The organism is Pseudomonas sp. UV AK001 (genome assembly GCF_046097675.1).
GTDB lineage: Bacteria > Pseudomonadota > Gammaproteobacteria > Pseudomonadales > Pseudomonadaceae > Aquipseudomonas > Aquipseudomonas kribbensis.
This window is the reverse complement of record NZ_JBJUVZ010000001.1, coordinates 1,109,447-1,128,374: the sequence shown is the minus strand read 5'-3', so window position 1 is coordinate 1,128,374 and position 18,928 is coordinate 1,109,447. Positions and strand designations below refer to the sequence as shown.

The following is an 18,928-nucleotide window of genomic DNA, read 5'->3' as shown; positions in this document are numbered from 1 at the left end:
CCCCTGTCGGAGGAGCACAGCATGTCTCGATTCACCCAAACGTTATTGAGCACGGCGCTGACCGTCGGCCTGCTCGGCAGTGGCCTGGCCTACGCCAAGGTCAGCCCCGAAGAGGCCGCGCGACTGGGCCAGGACCTGACCCCGATGGGCGCCGAAAAGGCCGGCAACGCCGACGGCAGCATTCCGGCCTGGAGCGGCAAGTGGCGCGGCCTGCCGCCGGGCCTGAAATTTGCCGGCCCCGGCACGCCGTACCCGGACCCGTACGCGGCGGAGAAACCCCTGTTCGTGATCGACTCGAAGAACATGGACAAGTACGCCGAGAACCTGTCCGACGGCGAGAAAGCCTTGCTCAAGCGCTACCCGGAGACCTTCAAGATCCCGGTGTACCCGAGCCATCGCGACTTCCGCGCCGATCAGCGTCTGGAAGACCTGATCAAGAAAAACGCGGTGACCGCCGAGCTCGACAACGACAACAACGACACCAAGAACGCCTGGGGCGCCTCGCCGTTTCCGATTCCGAAGAACGGCAGCGAGTTGATGTTCAACCACACCCTGCAAGGCCGGGCCAACACCGAAGAGGCCAACTACGGCCAGGCGGTGGTGTACGCCAACAAGGAAAAAGTGCTCGAAGAGGTCAACTACAAGATCTTCTCGATCTGGTCCAGCCCGGACAAGAACCTCGACTCCGCCAATGGCATCCTGACCAACTTCCTGATCACCACCCTGGAGCCGGTGCGCAAGAAAGGCGAGATCGTCGTCGGTCACGAGTTCATCAACCCGACGGCCTGGCCGCGTCAGGCCTGGCAGTACAGCCCCGGCCAGCGCCGCGTTCGTCGCGCGCCCACCGTCGGCTATGACTCGCCGACCGGCGCCGGCGGTTTTCGGGTGTACGACGAAGACCGTTTGTTCAACGGAGCGCCGGACCGCTACAACTGGACCATCGTCGGCAAAAAGGAACTCTACATTCCGTATCACAACTACAAGATCGACGATCCGAGCGTGACGGCGGATCAGATCCTGTCGACCACCGGCCACGTCGATCCGCAGTACATGCGCTACGAGAAACACCGGGTCTGGGTGTTGCAGGCCACGCTCAAGGAAGGCGCCCGTCACGTTTACGCCAAGCGTGTGTTGTACCTCGACGAAGACACCTGGTCCGCGACCATGGCTGACAACTACGACGCCCGTGGCCAGTTGTGGCGCACCAACATGCAGACCTCGGTCTACGCCTACGACATCCAGCGCTACCACGCACGCCTCGGCATCTACCATGACCTGATTGCCGGCTCCTATCTGGTTGACCGTCTGCTGGTCGATCAGAAACCCGCCAAGCTCAATGCCACCGCCTTCTCCGAAGACGAATTCACCCCTGGCAACCTGCGCAAACTCGGCACCCGCTGAACCCGCGACGCCCCGACCGATTCATTCGGTCGGGGCGTTGTTTTTTTCTCAATTTGCACCTTGATGGAAACTGCCCATGAACAGATTACTCACTGCGGCCCTGGCCGTGGCTGGCCTCGGTTTGTCGATGCAGGCCAATGCCCTGAACATTTTGCTGACCAACGACGACGGCTGCCGTGCCCCCGGCATTGACGCGATGTATCGCGCACTGACCGCTGCCGGCCATACCGTCACCCTGGTCGGTCCGTTGAATGACAGCAGCGGCATCAGCGCCGCCAGCGTTGTGGTACCCGGCCAGGCTCTGGCGGTGACTGAACTGGCGCCCGGCAGATTCTGCGTCGGCCCGCCCGAGGGCTACACCCCGCCGACCGGCAAGACTTCGGCCATCGGCACGCCGGTGGATGCGGTCAACGTCGGGCTGGACGTGTTGCTCAAGGAGACACCGCCGGATCTGGTGGTGTCCGGCATCAACTTCGGTGAGAACGTCGGCCCGCTGACGCAGATGTCCGGCACTCTCAACGCCGCTGTCCGGGCCATGTTCAAAGGCGTCCCGGCCGTGGCGGTGTCGACGGCCATCGACATGGACCTGATCATGCGCGACCAGCAGGCCGGCTACCGCAAGACCCTGGGCGCCATGGATGACACGGCGAAGTTTGCGGTGAAAGTTATCGAACAGGCCCATCAGAGCTGCGCCAAACACAGCTGCAAACTGAATGTGCTCGGGCTGCCGGGCGTCAACGGGCTTAACCTCAACTACCCGGCGTTGCCTGCCAATCAAGTCAAAGGCGTGAGTTTTGCCCCGATCGGCAATTGGGACCGGGTGAACTTCACTTCACAGCGCGGCGCCGACGGTACGGTTCACGTCAATCTGGTCGCACCGCCAAAACCTACGGCCACTCAGCAACAGGCCGATGCGTATCAGCTGTGGCAAGGGCATGCAGTGATTACGGTGATCGCCGGCAATATGAGCGCGCCGCCGGCGGTGCAGGATCAGGCGAAGAAAATGCTCAAAAGCATCCAGCCTTGAAACGACACAACCCCTGCAGGTGATCACCCGCAGGGGTTGAACGGTTTTATACAGCGGGTTGGAACGGGACGAACTCGGTGACTTCGAGATCAAACCCCGACACCGCTTTGTAAGGCACCGGCGAACTCATCAAACGCATCTTGCGCACATTCTGATCCCGCAGGATCTGCGCGCCGATGCCCAGCGTACGGTGCGGAAAATGCGGCGGGCGGGATTTGCCGCCGCTGCGCTGACGCAATTGCTCGAGCACACCTTCAGCGGTTTCCTTCTGCGCCAACAATACCAGCACGCCGCAATCGGCCGCCGCGATACTCGCCAGCGAACGCTCAAGGGTCCATTGCTGCGGTCCGCTTTCGCTTTCGCAGCCCAGGGCGTCGCGCAGGGTTTCGATGCCTTGCACCCGCACCAGTACCGGTTGGGCACTGTCGATCCGGCCTTTGACCAGCGCCAGATGCAGCGCGCCTTGATAGGTGTCCTGATACGCCGTCACCTGAAACTCGCCGTGGCGGGTCAGCAAGGGATAGGCCTCGCCGCGTTCGATCGTGCCTTCGTGAAGGATGCGGTAATGAATCAGCTCGGCAATGCTGCCGATGCGCAAGCCATGGCGGCGGGCGAATTCGTGCAACTGCTCGCCACGGGCCAGCTCGCCGTCCTCGTCGAGAATGCCCACCAGCGTCGCCGCCGGTTGCAGGCCTGCGAGACGGGTAAGGTCACACGCCGCCTCGACATGCCCGGCCCGCTGCATGACGCCACCGGGCAAGGCCTGCACCGGGAAGATATGCCCCGGTTGCACCAGATCCGCCGGGCCGCTGGCCGGGTCCACCGCCACCAGGATCGAGCGCGCCCGGTCGGCGGCGCTGATCCCTGTGGACACGCCGGTAGCCGCCTCGATCGACCGGGTAAACCCCACGCCATGCTGCGCCCGCGAATGGGGCACCATCAGGTCCAGCCCCAGTTCGCGGCAGCGTTGCTCAGTCAGTGCCAGGCAGATCAAGCCTCGCGCCTGCACTGCCATGAACGTCACTGCCTCGGCCCCGGCCCGTTCGGCGGCCATCAGCAGTGAGCCTTCGGCATTGTTCTCGTCATCGGTGATGACCACCATCTGTCCCGCCGCGATGGCTTCGAGCAGTTGCGGCACACTGTCGAATGCCAGACTCATTGCAGCGCCTCGCGCAGGTCGGCGGCGGCTTCGGACAACACCTGGGCCGCGCCTTCGACAAACGGCGCCATGCTGATGAAACCGTGAATCATCCCTTCGCAACGCTGCACCCGCACCGGCACTTCGGCTTGACGCAGGCGCTCGGCGAACGCCTCGCCTTCGTCACGCAGCGGATCGAATTCGGCGGTGATCAACGTCGTCGGCGGCAAATGCGCCACGCTCCCGGCGCGCAATGGCGAGGCCAGCGGGTCCTCGCCCTGCCCGTCTTCCTGCAAATACTGCTGCCAGAACCAGTTCATCATGGCGCCGGTGAGGAAGAAGCCATCGGCAAATTCCCGGTAGGAATGGCTGTCGCAACCGGCATCGGTCACCGGATAGAACAGGCACTGATAGCGGATCTTCGGCCCCTGCCGCTGCACCGCCAACTGACTCACTGCCAACGCCAGATTACCCCCGGCGCTGTCCCCCGCCACCGCGAGCCGACTGCCATCAACGCCCAGTTGCGCCGCATGCTCCACCAGCCAGCAAGTCGCCCGGTAACAATCCAGCGGTGCCGCCGGGAACGGGTGCTCCGGCGCCAGACGATAGGCCACCGACACCACCACGGCGTCGGTCAGGTGAGCCAGCGAGCGGCACAGGTTGTCGTGGGTATCGAGGTTGCCGACGACAAAACCGCCGCCATGGAAATACACCAGCAACGGCAGATTGCTCTCTTCCGATGGCCGATACAGACGCGCATCCAGTTCGCCAATCGCCCCCTCGACCCGCAAATTGCGCACCTCGACCATTGGCACGCCGGGAATCGCCGGCTGCATGTTGTCGCAGAACTGCCGGTAGTGCGCCGCATCGAGCTGGCTGTAATCGGGTGCCGGCAGGTCGCTGAATTGCTGGAGAATCAGCGCGATCTGTTTATCGAGCGGCATGGGCATCTTCCTCTACATCGGACATGTTGAATTGTGGGTTGGACTCTTCGAGGATGCTCTGCACCCGCTGTTGCAGGGCGGACTTGAAACCTTTGTGGGGAAAGACCCAGAAGCGCTTTTCGGCGATGGCGGCGAACACCTGCTCTGCGAGTTCGGCAGGCGTCATGCCCTGGCGAATGCTGCTGTCGAGCAATTGACTGAAGGACGAACCGGCGCCGTCTACCACTTGATTGGAGGCCATGATTTCACTGGCCACCGGCCCCGGGCACACCACTGAAACCGACACGGGTGCACCGAGCATGCTCAGTTCGTAATGCAGGGTTTCCGACAACGCGACCACCGCCTGCTTGGTCACGCTGTAAGGCGCCATCAACGGGCTGCTGAGCAGACCGGCCAGGGACGCGGTGTTGATCACATGGGCCGCACGACCCTGACGCAGAAACAACGGTACGAAACAGCGAATGCCGTTGATGACCCCGCAGAGGTTGACGTCGAGCATGCGTTGCCATTGCTGCGCGGTGATTTCCCAGCTGTAGCCGGTCTGCATCACGCCGGCATTGTTGAACAGCAGATCGACCCCGCCAAATTGGTCGAGGGCAACATCGCGCAAGTGCTCCACCTGTTGCAGATCGCCGACGTTGGTGACGCAGGCGACCACCTGGGTTCCGCCGCTTCGCAGTTCTTCGCAAAGTGCTTCCAGCCGCAACCCATCGAGATCGGCCAACACCAAACGCATGCCCAACCTGGCCGAATGTTCGGCCAGCCCCCGACCAATGCCGCTGGCGGCACCGGTAATGACCGCGACCGGCCCTGATTGCTGATTCATTGCCTGCTCCTGACAAACGTCCGATGACGTCAGTAGAGCGGGCGCCGCTCGGCCGGCCATCGTCCATTCAGACGATGCCCGCTTCTACAGGGGCGGCAGAATCTCCAGCAAGCTCAAACCCGTGAACCTGGGAGAATAACAAGATGAGTACCCTGCACCGTATCGAAGCCAAACTGCTGGAAGACCGCTACGCACGCGGCTGGCACTGCCTGGGCCTGGCCGCCCCCTACCGCGACGGCAACGCCCACCGCCTGGACGTGTTCGGCACCCGGCTGGTGGCGTTTCAGGGCGAGGACGGCGAGTTGCACATTCTCGACGGTTATTGCCCGCACATGGGCGCCGACCTCAGCACCGGGTGCGTCGAAGGCAATTCGATTCGCTGCCCTTTCCATGCCTGGCGCTGGGGCGCCGATGGCGTGTGCGATGACATTCCTTACGCCAAGCGCATTCCGCCTCGGGCCAAACTGAAGAGCTGGCCGTTGATGGAAGAAAACCATCTGCTGTTCGTGTGGAATGACCCTGAAGGCAACCCGCCGCTGCCCGAGCAACGCATCCCGCGCATTGACGCCTGCTTCAGCAACGAATGGGCCGAGTGGGAAGTCGCCGAATTGCAAATCGACACCAACTGCCGCGAACTGATCGACAACGTCGCCGACATGGCGCACTTCGGCACGGTGCACGGTGCCCCGGTCGAGGCCTTCAGCAACGTGTTCGAAGGCCACCTCGCAACCCAGATCATGAGCGCCCGCAGCGAGCGGCTGTCCGGCGACAGTGCGTTGAGCACCGTGGCCACCTATTACGGGCCGGCCTACCAGATCACCGAAATGACCGGTGCCATGAACGGCCAGCCGATCCATTCGATCCTGCTCAACTGCCACGTGCCGATCGACCTCGACAGCTTCACCCTGCGCTACGGCGTGCTGGTGAAAAAGATCCCGGGCTTGAGCGAAGAGCAGAATCAGGCGATGGCCAAGGCCTATGTGCAACAGGCCCAGGCAGCCTTTTACGAAGACGTGTCGATCTGGCACAGCAAGACCCGCGTCGACAACCCGCTGCTGTGCGATGGCGACGGCCCGGTCTATCAATTGCGCCGCTGGTACGAGCAGTTCTACACCGACATCGCGCTGCTTTCAGCGGAGGTGAAGGAGCACAAAGAGTTCATCGTGCGGGCCCGCGAACCCGCCTGATGACAGGGTTTTCGCGATCCTGCGCCTGACCGGCCGCCGCCGGTCAGGCCTCGTGCCCGGGCGTTGCAAGTGGTCGATACAGGCGCTTATTCTCGGGCACCGCAAACCACTAATAATAAGAACGGGTTCCCCATGCAGCAGAGCATCAGCCTCGACACGTTCAGCGATCTCATCGGCAACCTGTATCAGGGGCCGCTGGAAACCATTCCCTGGGCGACCTTCCTCAACCAGCTCAACGTCTACCTGAAAAGCAAATACGTGACCTTCATCTTGCGGCCGCCCAGCACCCACGTGGACGGACTGATGGTCAACACCACCGGCACCTCGACCGAGGCAGTTGCCTCGTACAACACGCATTTCTTCACCCTCGACCCCTTCGTCGGCCTGCCCAATCGCCAGGTGGTGACCCTCGCTGAGTTCGTCTCCAGCGATGACTGGCAGAAATCCGAGTTCTACAAGAACTTCCTTGAAGCGGTGGACGTGTTCCATATCCTCGGCGCCGACATCAACACCTGCGACGGCGCCCAGTGCCGGATCCGCATCAGTCGCGGGCGGGATGACAAGCCTTTCGGCGATGAAGAGAAAACCCTGCTCGCGCATTTCATTCCGCACCTCGAGCGCTCGATCAAGGTTCACATGCAACTCAACCGCATCGAGGTCGAACGCAACCTCTACGCCGGTGCGGTGAATCAGATGGCAGTCGGCACGATCATCCTCGATGAAGCCGGCAAAGTGCTGCAGACCAACCAGGTCGCCGACCGGCTGATCCAGGAAAAGGACGGCATCAAACTGGTCAACGATGGCCTGCAGGTCGGTACGGACCGCGACACCCAGGAATTTCGCCGTTTGGTGAAGCAGTCGCTGCTCTCGCAGAAAAGCAGCAACCCGTCGATGGTCGAAGCGCTGCGCGTGCAGCGGCCGTCCGGGCGCGCGGACCTGGGCATCATCGTGCGTTCCGTGCCGCTGTCGGAGTGGAGCGAAGGCAAACAGTGCCCGACGGTGGTGATCTTCATCAGCGACCCGGAGCAACAGTCCACCGCGCCCCAGGAGATCGTCCGCGCCCTGTTCGACTTCACTCCGGCCGAAACCCAACTCGCCATGTTGCTGGCCAACGGGCTGACCCTCGATGAAGCCTCGGAAGAACTGGGCATCAGCCGCAACACCGCCCGCGCCCACCTGCGTTCGACTTTCTCCAAGACCGGCGTGACCCGCCAGACCATGCTGGTGCGCCTGATCCTGCGCAGTGTGGCCACCCTCGGCTGACACCCGTCCCGCGCCATCGTCCGCCCGGGCGATGGCTTTTATGCCTGACTAGTCCATTCAGACGAAGCCGAAGATCTCCCGCCGCCCTACCTTGCCTCTACAACAATAAAAATCCGTATGAGGCCCGCCATGCGAAACTCCACCTGCGCCCTGCTGCTGATCGTCTGCGTCGGCAGTTCCGTCAGCCTGTGTCAGTTGTTCAGAAACGAAGCCTATCGACCAAGCGCCGCGCTCCTGGGTTGTTCGAGCACGGCGGTGAACTGCTACCCGCCGCTGGTGCGCAATCTGCTCCCGTAAACCAGCTCCCAATAAAAAAGCACCGGCCTGCAAGCAGCGCCGGTGCTTTTTGTTGTCTGCCGAGGATCAGCTCGGCAGGAAGCCCCGCGCCCGGGACAGGGTCAGCGCCAGGTCCTCGATCATGTCTTCCTGACCGCCCACGGTGCCGCGCCGCCCCAGCTCCACCAGCAGTTCGCGGGCGGCCACCAGGTACTTTTTCTCCGCACGTTTGGCGAACAGCAGGAACGAGCTGTAGACCCCGGCATAGCCCAGCGTCAGGGCATCGCGGTCGAGACGGATCGGCTGATCCATCATCGGCACGATCAGGTCTTCGGCCACGTCCATGATCCCGTACAGATTGACGCCGCTTTCCACGCCCATCCGCTCCAGCACCGCAACGAACACCTCCAGCGGCGTGTTGCCCGCGCCGGCGCCCAGCCCCGCCGCCGAGCCGTCGATACGCGCGGCACCCGCTTCGATCGCGGCCAGGGAGTTGGCAATCGACATGCCCAGGTTGTGGTGGCCGTGAAAGCCCACTTCGGTGGCGGCGTTCAAACCGACGCGCAGTACGCCGATTTTCTCGCTGACCTCGTCCGGGAGCATGTAGCCCGCCGAGTCGGTGCAGTAAATGCAATTGGCGCCATAGCTCTCCATCAGCCGCGCCTGTTCCAGCAGTTTTTCCGCGCTGACCATGTGGGCCATCATCAGGAAACCGACGGTGTCGAGGCCCATTTTTGCCGACATGCCGATGTGCTGGCCGGAAACGTCGGCCTCGGTGCAATGGGTGGCGACGCGAATGGTCGACACCCCGTGTTCATGGGCCATGCGCAGATGATCGAGGGTGCCGATACCGGGCAACAACAGCGCCGAGACTTTCGCCTGGCGCAGCCGTGGAATCACCGCCGAGAAGTATTCCTCGTCGCTGTGGGCCGGCATGCCGTAGTTCAGCGATGCACCGCCGAGGCCGTCGCCATGGGTGATTTCGATCAGCGGCACGCCGGCGGCATCGAGGCCGGTGGCCACGGAGATCATCTGGTCCAGGCTGATCTGATGCTGTTTGGCGTGCATGCCGTCGCGCAGGCTCATGTCGTGCAGACGAACGCGTTTACCTTGCAGATTCATGGTCTTACTCCACTTAACGGGCGGGCAGTTGCAGGGCGCCCTTGTGGGCTTCTTCGGCGAACATTTCGGCAGTGCGCAGGCCGGCGGCGGTCATGATGTCGAGGTTGCCGGCGGACTTGGGCAGGAAATCCCCGAGGCCTTCCACCTCAATGAAGATCGAGACCTTGCGGCCATCGAACACCGGGCCGTTGATCAGCTTGTAACCGGGCACATAGCGCTGCACTTCCTCGACCATCTGCAGCACCGAGGCGCGAATCCGCTGCTGATCCGGCTCCTCGTCCGTCAGGCAATGGATGGTGTCGCGCATCATCAGCGGCGGCTCGGCCGGGTTGATGACGATGATCGCCTTGCCGCGACGGGCGCCGCCGATCTTCTCGACCGCGCCGGCCGTGGTGCGGGTGAATTCGTCGATGTTCTGCCGGGTGCCCGGGCCCACCGAGCCGGACGACACGGTGGCGACAATCTCGCCGTAACTGACCGATTGCACCCGCGACACCGCCGCGACCATCGGGATCGTCGCCTGGCCACCGCAGGTGACCATGTTGACGTTCATCGCCAGCGACGCCGCGTGCTCCTTGAGGTTGACCGGCGGCACGCAGAACGGGCCGATGGCCGCCGGCGTGAGGTCGATCATGATCACCCCCAGCTCGTTGAGCTTGCGGCTGTTCTGCTCGTGGACGTAGGCCGAGGTCGCGTCGAAGGCGATGCGAATGTCATCGTCGAGGACATGGGGGAGCAATCCGTCGACACCTTCGGCGGTGGTTTTCACACCTAGTTCGCGGGCGCGTTTGAGGCCTTCGGATTCGGGGTCGACGCCGACCATCCACACCGGCTCGATCCACTCGGATCGACACATTTTCATCAGCAGGTCAGTGCCAATGTTTCCCGGGCCGATAATGGCCGCTCTGAGTTTCTTGTTCATCCGGTTAAACCCCACGGGTCAGGCGCAGAAAGACACCCGGGCAGAACCCAGGCCATCGATGGTCAGAGAAAAACGGTCGCCCGCACGGGCAGGCTCAAGCGGCACCAGAGAGCCCGAGAGAATCAGCTCTCCGGCCTTGAACGGAATACCGAACGCACCCAAGGTGTTGGCCAGCCAGGCCACCGCCGTCAGCGGGTTTCCCTGCACGGCCGAGCCCAGTCCTTCGCTCAGCGGTTCGTCATTCTTGAATACCCGCATGTGCAGATTCGGCAGGTCCAGCGCTCGCGGATCGGCCTGGACATCGCCGAGCACAAACACACCGCAAGAGGCGTTATCGGCGACGGTGTCCTGAATGCGGATGCGCCAGTCGTGGATCCGCGAGTCGACGATTTCGAAGCACGGCGTCACGTACTCGGTTGCCGCCAGCACATCGGCCTCGGTCACGCCGGGGCCGATCAGGTCATGTTTGAGCCGGAAGGCAATTTCGCCCTCGGCGCGGGGCTGGATCAGCCGGTTCGCCGACAGGGAAATGTTCGCGTCATTGCCGAACGACATCTGTCGGGTGATGAAGCCAAAATCCGGCTGATGCACGTTGAGCATTCGCTGGACCGCTGCCGAGGTCACGCCGATCTTCTTGCCGACGATTTGGTCACCGGCCGCGACCCGGCGTTCGATGCAATAGAGGGAAACGTGGTAGGCGTCTTCGATGCTGATCGACGGCCAGCGCTCGGTCAGCGGGGCCACGGTGTTGCCCGCAAGCAGCGCCTGATACAACTCTTCGCCGAACTGGCGACGCAATTGCGCGCTCATCGCTGGCCTTCCTGAAAGAAGAACAGACACTCGCGATTGAACAGCTCGCGGTACTCGACCATCACCCAATGCCCGCATTCGCTGAGCAGCACAAACCGGATGTTCTGGCAGAGCTGCATCATCGTTTGCGCACCCGACACCGGACAGAACTTGTCGTCCATGCCCCAGAACCCGAGGATCGGGCACTGCAACTCCTTCAGGCGCTCGGTCATGTTCGGCACTTGCATGGTCGACAGCACGCAGACCGGTTGCTCGCGCACCACGGCGACCCGTTCGTTGACCGTTTCAGAACTGATCAACGACTCGTCGAACAATTGCAGGGTCAGCAAGCGGCGCATGCCGTCGGCGTCGTGCAGTTCACCTCGGGCAAACGCGGCGCCCATTTTCTGGATGCCTTCCATCTGCAGGTAATACTGCTCCTTATCCATCAACCCGCCCGGCGCCATCAGCACCAGTCGGCTGACCCGCTGCGGCTGGTCCAGGGCCAGTTTGATGGCGATGGCGCCGCCCAGGGAGTTGCCCACCAGGATGCAGCGCTGGACATCCAGGGCATCGAGCAGACCGCTCAGGGCGGTGACGAAAAAGTCCAGGGTGTAGAGGGTGTCCGGTTTGTCGGACGCGCCGTAACCCGGCAGGTCGGGCACGATCACGCGATAACCGGCGGTGACGAACAGCGGGTAGTTCTGCTTGAAGTTGCTGTGGCCGCTGGCACCGGGCCCGCTGCCATGAATGAACACCACCGTCTCGGCGCTGCCGGTGCCCTCCCCGCCGATATCCAGATAATGCAGCCGCAACCCCTGCGGCAGCGTAACGAAGTGCCCTTGCGCCATTGCGCTCATAAGGTGTGCTCCCGGCTATTGTTGTGGCCGGATTATTTCCGCTGGCCAGCCCCCCAACATCGTCCGACAGGACTAGCCGTCCTAGTCTTTTCGGACGTTGGCCGCCGGGCCCCGCGCCGCTAGCATCGAGGGCATTGATCTCTGACAGAACGAGGCTTTTGCATGCTGGATGCGCTGGATTTTCGCGGCAAAGTGGTGCTGGTCACCGGGGGCGGCAAAGGCGCTGGCCGGGGCATCACTCAGCGGTTTCTCGACGGCGGTGCCGAGGTGGTGATCTGCGGTCGCGAGGCGCCAGAGTCATTGCCGGCGAGTGCGGGACATGAAGCGGTTTTCCTGCCGTGCGATCTGCGTGATGTCGAGCAGTCCGGGCGATTGATCGACACCATCGTCGAGCGTTTTGGCCGGCTCGACGTGCTGGTCAACAATGCCGGCGGCTCGCCCAATGCCGACGCCGCCAGCGCTTCGCCGCGTTTCAGCGAAGCGATCATTCGCCTGAACCTGCTGGCCCCGCTGAATCTCTGTCAGCAGGCCAATCGGGTGATGCAGGCGCAGGACGGCGGCGGTGCGATCATCAATATCTGCAGCGTCAGCGCGGTTCGCCCTTCGCCGGGCACGGCGGCTTATGGCGCGGCCAAGGCTGGGTTGTTGAATCTGACCCGCTCGCTGGCCGTGGAATGGGCGCCGAAAGTGCGGGTCAACGCGGTCACGGCCGGGTTGATCCTTACCGAGCAGGCCGCCCTGCATTACGGCGATCAGGCCGGTGTTGCCCGCGTGGCTGCAACCATTCCGCTGCAACGCCTGGCGGCGCCGGAAGACATCGGCGACACCTGTCTGTACCTCGCCTCCCCTCTGGCGCGTTATGTCAGCGGCGCGGACATCACCGTGCACGGCGGTGGCGAACGCCCGGCGTTTCTCGACGCTGCCCAATCTCATTGAACCCGATCAAAAGGAAATCCAGCATGCCGGCAACTGCCTGCCACAGCGTTCTGCTCGAACTGTCTCCGCCCGCTGCCTGGGCCAAACTGCGGGATCTGCGCCTGGCGCCACACTACGTGCCGGGACTCACCGGCTGCCAGCTGCACCCCGGGCCAATCGAAGGGCTTGGCGCCAGTCGCCGGGTGTTTCGCAAGGGCGGCCAGTGGCTGGATGAAAGCGTGGTGCAATGGCAGGATGGCGTCGGTTTTGTCCTGGTGCTGCACAAGGCCAGCGCCGGCGCGCCCTTCCCGTTTCGCGAAGCCAGTTTCAGTTATGCCTTGCAGCGCGAGGGTGAGTTCAGCCGCATGACCACCCAGATGCACTACAGCCTGCGCGGTGGCAGGCTGATGGAAAAACTGCTGGGCAAGGCGTTGAACAAGGTCGTGCGGCAGATCGCCGAGAATTTGAAGGTCTATTACGAAAACGGCATCGCACAATGAAGCAGGTTGCAGGCTGCGATATGGCGCAGCCTGCAACTGAAATCAGGGCTGCGGCCCGATGTTGGCTTCGCTCCAATAGGCTTTCATCGAGCGGATCTTGCCGGCGTCATCGAATTCCATCACGTCGATTACATGCAGCGAGCATGGTTGCCCCGCCCACTGCATGTCGACCCGAAACGGCATCGCCCCACACCCGTTCAAGGTCGCACGCACCGGGCCGGTCAGCGTGGCCGACACCTGGCTCGCGCCCAGGCCCTGGCGGTAGAAACGCTCGATGTCCGCGAGGCCCTGAATCGGCGGCTGACCGACCGGGTCTTCGACCGTCGCACCCTCGCTGTACAGTGCAAGAATCCCGTCGATATCGCCTGCATCCACCAACTCCACATAATGGGCCATGGTGGTTTGAATCTGCTGTGCGCTGATCATTCAGACCACCTCGAACAGTGCCGCAGCGCCCATGCCACCGCCGATGCACATGCTCACCACAACATAGCGCAAGCCACGGCGCTGGCCTTCGATCAAGGCGTGTCCGACCATCCGCGCACCGGACATGCCAAACGGATGCCCCAGCGCAATCGCCCCGCCGTTGACGTTCAACCGCTCCTGGGGAATGCCCAGCGTGTCGCGGCAATACAGCACCTGACAGGCAAACGCTTCGTTCAGCTCCCAGAGGCCGATGTGGTCCATGGTCAGGCCCTGACGCTTGAGTAGCTTCGGAATCGCGTAGATCGGGCCGATGCCCATTTCATCGGAGTTGCAGCCCGCGACGGCCATCCCACGATAAATCCCCAGGGGTTCCAGCCCGCGTTTCTCGGCCAGTTTGGCGCTCATCAACACCGAGGCCGACGCGCCGTCGGACAGCTGCGAAGCATTGCCGGCGGTGATGAAACGGCCCTTTTCGGTCCATTCGCCGCCGGCCCAGACCGGTTCCAGTGCGGCGAGATTCTCGCGGGTGGTGTCGACGCGGTTGCACTCGTCGCGTTGCAGGCTGAGGGTTTCGAAACGGGTTTCGCCGGTGGCCTTGTCGAAGATCGCCTTGCGGCTGGTCATCGGCGCCAGTTCCCGGTCGAACAGCCCGGCACTCTGGGCCAGCGCGGTACGCACCTGGCTGTGGTAGCTGTATTCGTCCTGCTCCTCGCGGCTGATGCCGTAGCGGGCGGCGACGATCTCGGCGGTTTCGATCATCGGAATGTAAGCATGCGGATCGCGCTCGAGCACTGCACCTGACTGGTTGCGATAGAGGTTCTTGTGCTTGTTCTGCACCAGCGAAATCGATTCCAGGCCACCGGCCACGGCGATGTCGATTTCGTCGCACATGATGCTTTTGGCGGCCATGGCGATGCTCATCAATCCCGATGAGCATTGGCGTTCGACGGCCATACCCGACACGGAAAACGGCAAGCCGGCGGCAATCGCGCACTGGCGACCGAGGTTATAGGACTGCGTGCCCTGTTGCGCCGCCGCGCCGATGATCACGTCGTCCACTTCACCGGGCTCGATGCCGGCCCGGCGCACGGCTTCGCGCACCACATGGCCACCGAGCAGCGGCGCTTCGGTGTCGTTGAATGCACCGCGAAAGGCTTTGCCGATCGGGGTACGGGCGGTCGAAACGATGACGGCTTCTTTCATGCGGGACTCCTCGAAGGTGCTGCTGGATCTTGCGGGTAGTAGCGGCTGATGGTGTCGACCACACAGCCGGGGCGTTCTTCGCCGTCGATTTCGACGCTGACGCGGATCGTTGCCTGGACGCCGCCCTTGACCTCGTCGACGGCCATCAACTGCGCACGCCCGCGCACACGTGACCCCACCGGCACCACCGTGGGAAAGCGCACGCGCTCGCAGCCATAGTTGACGCCCATGGCAATGCCGCGCACTTCGACGATCTGCGGCAGAAACAGGTTGACCAGCGACAGGCTCAGATAGCCGTGGGCGATGCAGCCGCCAAACGGACCGCTGGCGGCCTTGAGCGGATCGACGTGAATCCACTGATGATCGCCGGTGGCTTCGGCAAACAGATTGATGCGGTCTTGCGCCAGCAACAGCCAGTCGCTGACGCCCAGCTCTTCACCCACCGCATCGCGCAGGGCGAAAGGCGTGTCGAAAATACGCGGCATGTCACGCCCTCTGGCTGGAGACCGACAACACTTCGCCGGTCATGTAGGAGCTGTAGTCGCTGGCCAGGAACATCATCACGTTGGCCACTTCCCAGACCTCGGCGGCGCGGCCGAAGGCTTCGTTGGCCGCCAGTTGCTCGAGCACGGCTTGCGGCGCGGATTTGCGCAGAAAATCGTGCAACGCAATGCTTGGGCTCACCGCGTTGATGCGGATTCCGTAGTCGGCGGCTTCGACGGCTGCGCAACGGGTCAACGCCATCACGCCAGCCTTCGCGGCGGCGTAGTGCGCCTGCTCTTTCTGCGCCCGCCAGCCGAGTACCGAGGCGTTGTTGACGATGACTCCGGCGCGCCGCTCCATCATCTTCGGCAGCATGGCCCGGGTCATGCGCATGGTGCCGGTCAGCGTCACGTCGAGAACACGGCTCCATTGCTCATCGGTCATGTCTACCAGCAGCGCCGAGCCGCCAAGGCCAGCGTTATTGATCAACACATCGACGCCTTCGAGGTCACGCTCGGCGCCGGCAATCAGCTGTTGCACCTGGGCTTCGTCGGCGACGTTGCAGACCTGCCCGAAAACCTGCTGCAGACCGGTGGCTTCGCGGATTTTCAGCACCGCTTCGGCTAAACGCCCTTCATGGATATCGCTGATCATCAAGGCACGGCAGCCTTCCTCGGCGGCCCGCAGCGCAGCGGAAAACCCGATACCGGCGCCGGCGGCTGCCGTGATCAGCACCGACTTGCCACGCAACAGACCGTGACCGGCGACATAGTGAGTAACAGACATGGAAAACTCCTTGATCACACAGGAAGGCGTGGCTCTTTGGGCATGCCCAAAGCGCGCTCGGCGATGATGTTGCGCTGGATCTCGTTGCTGCCGCCGTAGAGGGTGTCGGCGCGGCTGAACAGGTAAAGCGATTGCAGGCGCGTGAGTTGATACGGCGCGGCCTCGAGCAGTTCGGCATCGGCGCCAAGCACATCCATCGCCAACTTGCCGAGATTGGCGTGCCAGGTTGACCAGAACAGCTTGTAGATGGTCGCTTCCTTGCGCAGCGAACCGTCCTGGGCACCCGACAACATGCGCAGCGAGTTGTAACGCATGATCCGCAGGCCGCTCCAGGCCTGGGCCAGACGCTGGCGCAAGGCCGGATCGCGCGAGGCGCCATTGGCCCGGGCGATGCCGATGATCTCGTTCAGCTCATTGTGAAATTGCATCTGCTGGCCGAGCGTCGACACCCCGCGCTCGAAACCGAGCAGCGCCATGGCGATCTTCCAGCCTTCGCCGGGCAAACCGACGATGTTGGCGGCATCGGTGCGGGCGTCGTCGAAGAACACTTCGTTGAATTCCGAAGTGCCGGTCAGTTGCTCGATGGGTCGCACGGTGATTTCGGCCTGCGCCATCGGCACCAGCAGGAATGACAGACCGCGATGGCCGACACTGCCGGGCTCGGTACGGGCCAGCACAAAACACCAGTCCGATTCATGGGCCAGCGAGGTCCAGACTTTCTGCCCGTTGATGATCCAGCTGCCGCTGTCTTCATCCAGCGTGGCCCGGGTCTTGACGTTGGCCAGGTCCGAGCCGGCGCCCGGTTCCGAATAGCCCTGGCACCAGAACGCCGTGCCGTTGACGATCCCCGGCAGGAATCGCTGCTGCTGTTCGGCGCTGCCGAAAGCGGCGATGGTCGGGCCGGCCAGGCCTTCGCCGATATGGCCCATGCGTCCGGGGCCGCCGGCGCGGGCGTATTCTTCGTGGAAGATCACTTGCTGGCTGATCGACAGGCCACGGCCGCCGTGCTCCGGAGCCCAGCCCACGCAGGTCCAGCCGCCCTCGGCGAGCTTGCGTTCCCAGGCTTTGCGTTCCTCGGGGAACATGTGCTCGTCACCCGGGCCGCCGCGAAAACGCAGGGCTTCAAACTCGCCGCTGAGGTTGATGCGCAACCAGTCGGCCACTTCCTGACGGAAGCGCTCATCGTGTTCGCTGAAACTGATTTTCATGGCTGCTCCCCCAGAATCGCCTCGGCGATACGCTCCAGATGCCAGGCCGGCAAACCGAGAAAACTCTCGCTGGCGCGGGCGCGTTTGAAATACAGGTGCACGTCGTATTCCCAGGTGAAACCGACCCCGCCGTGCAACTGGATGGCCTCCGAAGCGCAGTGAAAGAAGGTTTCAGAACACTGGGCCTTGGCCAGCGCGGACGCTGTCGACAACTCGGCGGCCACCTGCGGATCACCTTCGGGATCGAGCACTTCCTGGGCAACGTAGGCCGCGTAATAACTGGCCGAACGCGCACATTCCACTTGCAGCATCATGTCGGCGGCGCGGTGTTTGAGGGCCTGGAAACTGGCGATCGGCCGGCCGAATTGCTGGCGTTCCTGCATGTAGGCGACGCTCAGATCCAGCACCTGTTGCGCGCCGCCGGTCTGTTCGCAAGCCAGGGCGATGCAGGCCAGTTGCAGCACGCGCTCAAGATGCGGCCAGCCTGCGCCGAATTCGCCGAGCAGGCATTGCCCGTCGAGGTACACGCCGTTGAGCCGGATGCGTGCCTGACGACGGGTCTGGTCCATGGTCGGCAGCATCTGCCGCTCGATTCCGGGGTGATCGGCATCCACGGCGAACAGACTGATGCCTGCCTCGCCAACGGATCCGGGCAGCCGCGCGGCGATGATCAGCAGGTCAGCGCCATGCCCGTCGAGCACATGATTGAGCGTGCCGTTGAGCACAAAACCATCGCCCTCCTGCACCACCGTGGCTTGCACATCTTCGGCGGCGCGGCCATTGGCGCTGCTGAATGCCAACGCGGCGGTGACGCTGCCGTCGGCAATCAACGGCAGCCAGCGCTGCTTTTGTTGATCGTCAGCAGCCAGCAACAGCGCCGGTGTGGCCATGCAGGCGGTGGCAAAGAACGGAGAACACAACAAACGCCGGCCCATCTGTTCCAGCAGGATTCCCAGCTCGACAAATCCGAGCCCCAGCCCGCCATAGGCTTCGGGAATATGTATCGCCGGCCAGTACATTTCGCTGCACAGGCGCTGCCACAACGCCTCGTCGAAACCCCGCTCGCTGACCATCGCCGCGCGCACGGCGGCTGAATCCGAGACATCCGCCAGAAAACCTTCGGCCGATTCACGGATCATTTCCTGTTCGTCGCTGAATGCAAACTCCATCGCGGCGCCTTCTACTCGTCTGGCGGAACACCCGTGAAGTGGTGCCCCTTTGAACAGCCAGTCTGGTCCGGGCGGTGTCCAGCAGAATCGTCAGGCTTGCCTAGTCCGAATGGAGGTTGTCGAAAGTTTTGAACGAATCGGCTTTCATCCGGATCTTTCTTTCAAGGTTAACTTGCAAGTTCAAAGGCCAACTAACCGAGTAATTCACTCAACTATCAAGAACACTTATAGCCAGCCGCAATAACTCAAATAACAAAAAATAATGCCACATGGCCACCATCCAAGTAGCTTGCTAACAAACCCAGTTGAAATGGTTTCTCATCTGGCGCTTTAAACAGTAATTAAAACACTTCAACAAAAGCACTCATCATGTTGAATAAGCAGAGAAAACCCACGGACAAATCCCGACACCTTCCGACACTCTCACACCCACTAAACCCCCGCTGAAAAACGCCATCACCCAATCGACTTGCAAAACCACAA

The 18,928-nt window shown here is 62.7% G+C and carries 20 protein-coding genes; 7 read left to right on the top strand and 13 right to left on the bottom strand.

Translation table 11 applies throughout. From position 1 onward, the window contains the following. Positions 1-21 precede the first annotated feature (21 nt). Together ACKLNA_RS05175 and surE are read left to right on the top strand one after the other, a co-directional pair. A complete protein-coding gene (locus ACKLNA_RS05175; protein ID WP_408985101.1) occupies positions 22-1,401 on the top strand; it encodes a DUF1329 domain-containing protein in 1,380 nt (459 codons plus the stop codon). A gap of 76 nt (positions 1,402-1,477) precedes the next feature. Further along, on the top strand, positions 1,478-2,428 hold the full coding sequence (gene surE / locus ACKLNA_RS05170; protein ID WP_408985100.1) for a 5'/3'-nucleotidase SurE: 951 nt from the start codon (positions 1,478-1,480) through the stop codon (positions 2,426-2,428). A 46-nt stretch (positions 2,429-2,474) separates the two neighbouring features. Here surE and ACKLNA_RS05165 read toward each other — a convergent pair whose 3' ends face one another. Genes ACKLNA_RS05165 through ACKLNA_RS05155 form a run of 3 tightly spaced genes read right to left on the bottom strand, consistent with a single transcriptional unit; the run spans position 2,475 to position 5,336 of the window. Next, positions 2,475-3,587 (bottom strand): 3,4-dihydroxy-2-butanone-4-phosphate synthase, encoded by a 1,113-nt coding sequence (locus ACKLNA_RS05165; RefSeq protein ID WP_408985099.1) that lies wholly within the window; start codon positions 3,585-3,587, stop codon positions 2,475-2,477. After that, entirely contained in the window at positions 3,584-4,510 is a 927-nt protein-coding gene (locus ACKLNA_RS05160) for an alpha/beta hydrolase (RefSeq protein WP_408985098.1), read from the bottom strand. Before ACKLNA_RS05160 ends, ACKLNA_RS05165 begins: the two co-directional genes overlap by 4 nt. After that, positions 4,497-5,336 (bottom strand): SDR family NAD(P)-dependent oxidoreductase, encoded by an 840-nt coding sequence (locus tag ACKLNA_RS05155; protein ID WP_408985097.1) that lies wholly within the window; start codon positions 5,334-5,336, stop codon positions 4,497-4,499. Before ACKLNA_RS05155 ends, ACKLNA_RS05160 begins: the two co-directional genes overlap by 14 nt. 143 nt (positions 5,337-5,479) lie before the next feature. Here ACKLNA_RS05155 and ACKLNA_RS05150 point away from each other — a divergent pair, with 143 nt between their 5' ends. The 3 genes from ACKLNA_RS05150 to ACKLNA_RS05140 all read left to right on the top strand — a co-directional run bounded on the left by ACKLNA_RS05150 (position 5,480) and on the right by ACKLNA_RS05140 (position 8,083). Further along, positions 5,480-6,523, top strand: a complete 1,044-nt coding sequence (locus ACKLNA_RS05150) for a Rieske 2Fe-2S domain-containing protein (protein WP_408985096.1) — start codon at positions 5,480-5,482, stop codon at positions 6,521-6,523. A gap of 132 nt (positions 6,524-6,655) precedes the next feature. Further along, the gene (locus tag ACKLNA_RS05145; protein WP_408985095.1) at positions 6,656-7,786 is read left to right on the top strand and encodes a helix-turn-helix transcriptional regulator; all 1,131 of its coding nucleotides are present in this window, start codon (positions 6,656-6,658) and stop codon (positions 7,784-7,786) included. A gap of 129 nt (positions 7,787-7,915) precedes the next feature. After that, a complete protein-coding gene (locus tag ACKLNA_RS05140; protein WP_167443775.1) occupies positions 7,916-8,083 on the top strand; it encodes a hypothetical protein in 168 nt (55 codons plus the stop codon). 66 nt (positions 8,084-8,149) lie between these two features. On the opposite strand, the gene dmpG is transcribed toward ACKLNA_RS05140, so the two are convergent. The 4 genes from dmpG to ACKLNA_RS05120 are packed head-to-tail and all read right to left on the bottom strand — an operon-like array spanning position 8,150 to position 11,755. Continuing rightward, positions 8,150-9,184, bottom strand: a complete 1,035-nt coding sequence (dmpG, locus tag ACKLNA_RS05135; RefSeq protein WP_408985094.1) for a 4-hydroxy-2-oxovalerate aldolase — start codon at positions 9,182-9,184, stop codon at positions 8,150-8,152. 13 nt (positions 9,185-9,197) lie between these two features. Beyond that, the gene (locus tag ACKLNA_RS05130; RefSeq protein WP_408985093.1) at positions 9,198-10,106 is read right to left on the bottom strand and encodes an acetaldehyde dehydrogenase (acetylating); all 909 of its coding nucleotides are present in this window, start codon (positions 10,104-10,106) and stop codon (positions 9,198-9,200) included. Positions 10,107-10,124: 18 nt separating this feature from the next. Continuing rightward, entirely contained in the window at positions 10,125-10,916 is a 792-nt protein-coding gene (locus ACKLNA_RS05125; RefSeq protein ID WP_408985092.1) for a fumarylacetoacetate hydrolase family protein, read from the bottom strand. Continuing rightward, positions 10,913-11,755 carry an alpha/beta fold hydrolase gene (locus tag ACKLNA_RS05120; protein ID WP_408985091.1) on the bottom strand — a complete coding sequence of 281 codons (843 nt, stop codon included), beginning with the start codon at positions 11,753-11,755 and terminating at the stop codon, positions 10,913-10,915. The genes ACKLNA_RS05125 and ACKLNA_RS05120 overlap by 4 nt, the downstream gene beginning before the upstream one ends. A gap of 162 nt (positions 11,756-11,917) precedes the next feature. On the opposite strand from ACKLNA_RS05120, the gene ACKLNA_RS05115 reads away from it, so the two are divergent. Both ACKLNA_RS05115 and ACKLNA_RS05110 read left to right on the top strand, forming a co-directional pair. Continuing rightward, positions 11,918-12,691: an SDR family oxidoreductase gene (locus ACKLNA_RS05115; protein WP_408985090.1), complete on the top strand. Its 774-nt coding sequence runs from the start codon at positions 11,918-11,920 to the stop codon at positions 12,689-12,691. 23 nt (positions 12,692-12,714) lie between these two features. Further along, complete coding sequence (locus ACKLNA_RS05110; protein ID WP_408985089.1) at positions 12,715-13,170, top strand: SRPBCC family protein; 456 nt, start codon at positions 12,715-12,717, stop codon at positions 13,168-13,170. 42 nt (positions 13,171-13,212) lie between these two features. Here ACKLNA_RS05110 and ACKLNA_RS05105 read toward each other — a convergent pair whose 3' ends face one another. From ACKLNA_RS05105 to ACKLNA_RS05080, 6 genes are read right to left on the bottom strand one after another with little or no spacing between them, the layout of a single operon-like run. Continuing rightward, the gene (locus ACKLNA_RS05105; RefSeq protein WP_408985088.1) at positions 13,213-13,596 is read right to left on the bottom strand and encodes a steroid Delta-isomerase; all 384 of its coding nucleotides are present in this window, start codon (positions 13,594-13,596) and stop codon (positions 13,213-13,215) included. Further along, positions 13,597-14,799 (bottom strand): acetyl-CoA C-acyltransferase, encoded by a 1,203-nt coding sequence (locus ACKLNA_RS05100; RefSeq protein WP_134826986.1) that lies wholly within the window; start codon positions 14,797-14,799, stop codon positions 13,597-13,599. Beyond that, on the bottom strand, positions 14,796-15,284 hold the full coding sequence (locus ACKLNA_RS05095) for a MaoC family dehydratase (RefSeq protein ID WP_408985087.1): 489 nt from the start codon (positions 15,282-15,284) through the stop codon (positions 14,796-14,798). The genes ACKLNA_RS05100 and ACKLNA_RS05095 overlap by 4 nt, the downstream gene beginning before the upstream one ends. Position 15,285: 1 nt before the next feature. Then, positions 15,286-16,068, bottom strand: coding sequence for an SDR family oxidoreductase (locus tag ACKLNA_RS05090; protein WP_408985086.1), 783 nt, complete (start codon positions 16,066-16,068; stop codon positions 15,286-15,288). Positions 16,069-16,082: 14 nt separating this feature from the next. Continuing rightward, positions 16,083-17,276: an acyl-CoA dehydrogenase family protein gene (locus tag ACKLNA_RS05085; protein WP_408985085.1), complete on the bottom strand. Its 1,194-nt coding sequence runs from the start codon at positions 17,274-17,276 to the stop codon at positions 16,083-16,085. After that, positions 17,273-18,445: an acyl-CoA dehydrogenase family protein gene (locus ACKLNA_RS05080; RefSeq protein ID WP_408985084.1), complete on the bottom strand. Its 1,173-nt coding sequence runs from the start codon at positions 18,443-18,445 to the stop codon at positions 17,273-17,275. Before ACKLNA_RS05080 ends, ACKLNA_RS05085 begins: the two co-directional genes overlap by 4 nt. Positions 18,446-18,928: the final 483 nt, after the last annotated feature.

What these genes read in the sequence shown, in the direction of transcription:
- ACKLNA_RS05175 (WP_408985101.1), top strand. Translation starts at nt 22, where the DNA reads ATGTCTCGATTCACCCAAACGTTATTGAGCACGGCGCTGACCGTCGGC.
- surE (WP_408985100.1), top strand. Translation starts at nt 1,478, where the DNA reads ATGAACAGATTACTCACTGCGGCCCTGGCCGTGGCTGGCCTCGGTTTG.
- ACKLNA_RS05165 (WP_408985099.1), bottom strand. Translation starts at nt 3,587, where the DNA reads ATGAGTCTGGCATTCGACAGTGTGCCGCAACTGCTCGAAGCCATCGCG.
- ACKLNA_RS05160 (WP_408985098.1), bottom strand. Translation starts at nt 4,510, where the DNA reads ATGCCGCTCGATAAACAGATCGCGCTGATTCTCCAGCAATTCAGCGAC.
- ACKLNA_RS05155 (WP_408985097.1), bottom strand. Translation starts at nt 5,336, where the DNA reads ATGAATCAGCAATCAGGGCCGGTCGCGGTCATTACCGGTGCCGCCAGC.
- ACKLNA_RS05150 (WP_408985096.1), top strand. Translation starts at nt 5,480, where the DNA reads ATGAGTACCCTGCACCGTATCGAAGCCAAACTGCTGGAAGACCGCTAC.
- ACKLNA_RS05145 (WP_408985095.1), top strand. Translation starts at nt 6,656, where the DNA reads ATGCAGCAGAGCATCAGCCTCGACACGTTCAGCGATCTCATCGGCAAC.
- ACKLNA_RS05140 (WP_167443775.1), top strand. Translation starts at nt 7,916, where the DNA reads ATGCGAAACTCCACCTGCGCCCTGCTGCTGATCGTCTGCGTCGGCAGT.
- dmpG (WP_408985094.1), bottom strand. Translation starts at nt 9,184, where the DNA reads ATGAATCTGCAAGGTAAACGCGTTCGTCTGCACGACATGAGCCTGCGC.
- ACKLNA_RS05130 (WP_408985093.1), bottom strand. Translation starts at nt 10,106, where the DNA reads ATGAACAAGAAACTCAGAGCGGCCATTATCGGCCCGGGAAACATTGGC.
- ACKLNA_RS05125 (WP_408985092.1), bottom strand. Translation starts at nt 10,916, where the DNA reads ATGAGCGCGCAATTGCGTCGCCAGTTCGGCGAAGAGTTGTATCAGGCG.
- ACKLNA_RS05120 (WP_408985091.1), bottom strand. Translation starts at nt 11,755, where the DNA reads ATGAGCGCAATGGCGCAAGGGCACTTCGTTACGCTGCCGCAGGGGTTG.
- ACKLNA_RS05115 (WP_408985090.1), top strand. Translation starts at nt 11,918, where the DNA reads ATGCTGGATGCGCTGGATTTTCGCGGCAAAGTGGTGCTGGTCACCGGG.
- ACKLNA_RS05110 (WP_408985089.1), top strand. Translation starts at nt 12,715, where the DNA reads ATGCCGGCAACTGCCTGCCACAGCGTTCTGCTCGAACTGTCTCCGCCC.
- ACKLNA_RS05105 (WP_408985088.1), bottom strand. Translation starts at nt 13,596, where the DNA reads ATGATCAGCGCACAGCAGATTCAAACCACCATGGCCCATTATGTGGAG.
- ACKLNA_RS05100 (WP_134826986.1), bottom strand. Translation starts at nt 14,799, where the DNA reads ATGAAAGAAGCCGTCATCGTTTCGACCGCCCGTACCCCGATCGGCAAA.
- ACKLNA_RS05095 (WP_408985087.1), bottom strand. Translation starts at nt 15,284, where the DNA reads ATGCCGCGTATTTTCGACACGCCTTTCGCCCTGCGCGATGCGGTGGGT.
- ACKLNA_RS05090 (WP_408985086.1), bottom strand. Translation starts at nt 16,068, where the DNA reads ATGTCTGTTACTCACTATGTCGCCGGTCACGGTCTGTTGCGTGGCAAG.
- ACKLNA_RS05085 (WP_408985085.1), bottom strand. Translation starts at nt 17,276, where the DNA reads ATGAAAATCAGTTTCAGCGAACACGATGAGCGCTTCCGTCAGGAAGTG.
- ACKLNA_RS05080 (WP_408985084.1), bottom strand. Translation starts at nt 18,445, where the DNA reads ATGGAGTTTGCATTCAGCGACGAACAGGAAATGATCCGTGAATCGGCC.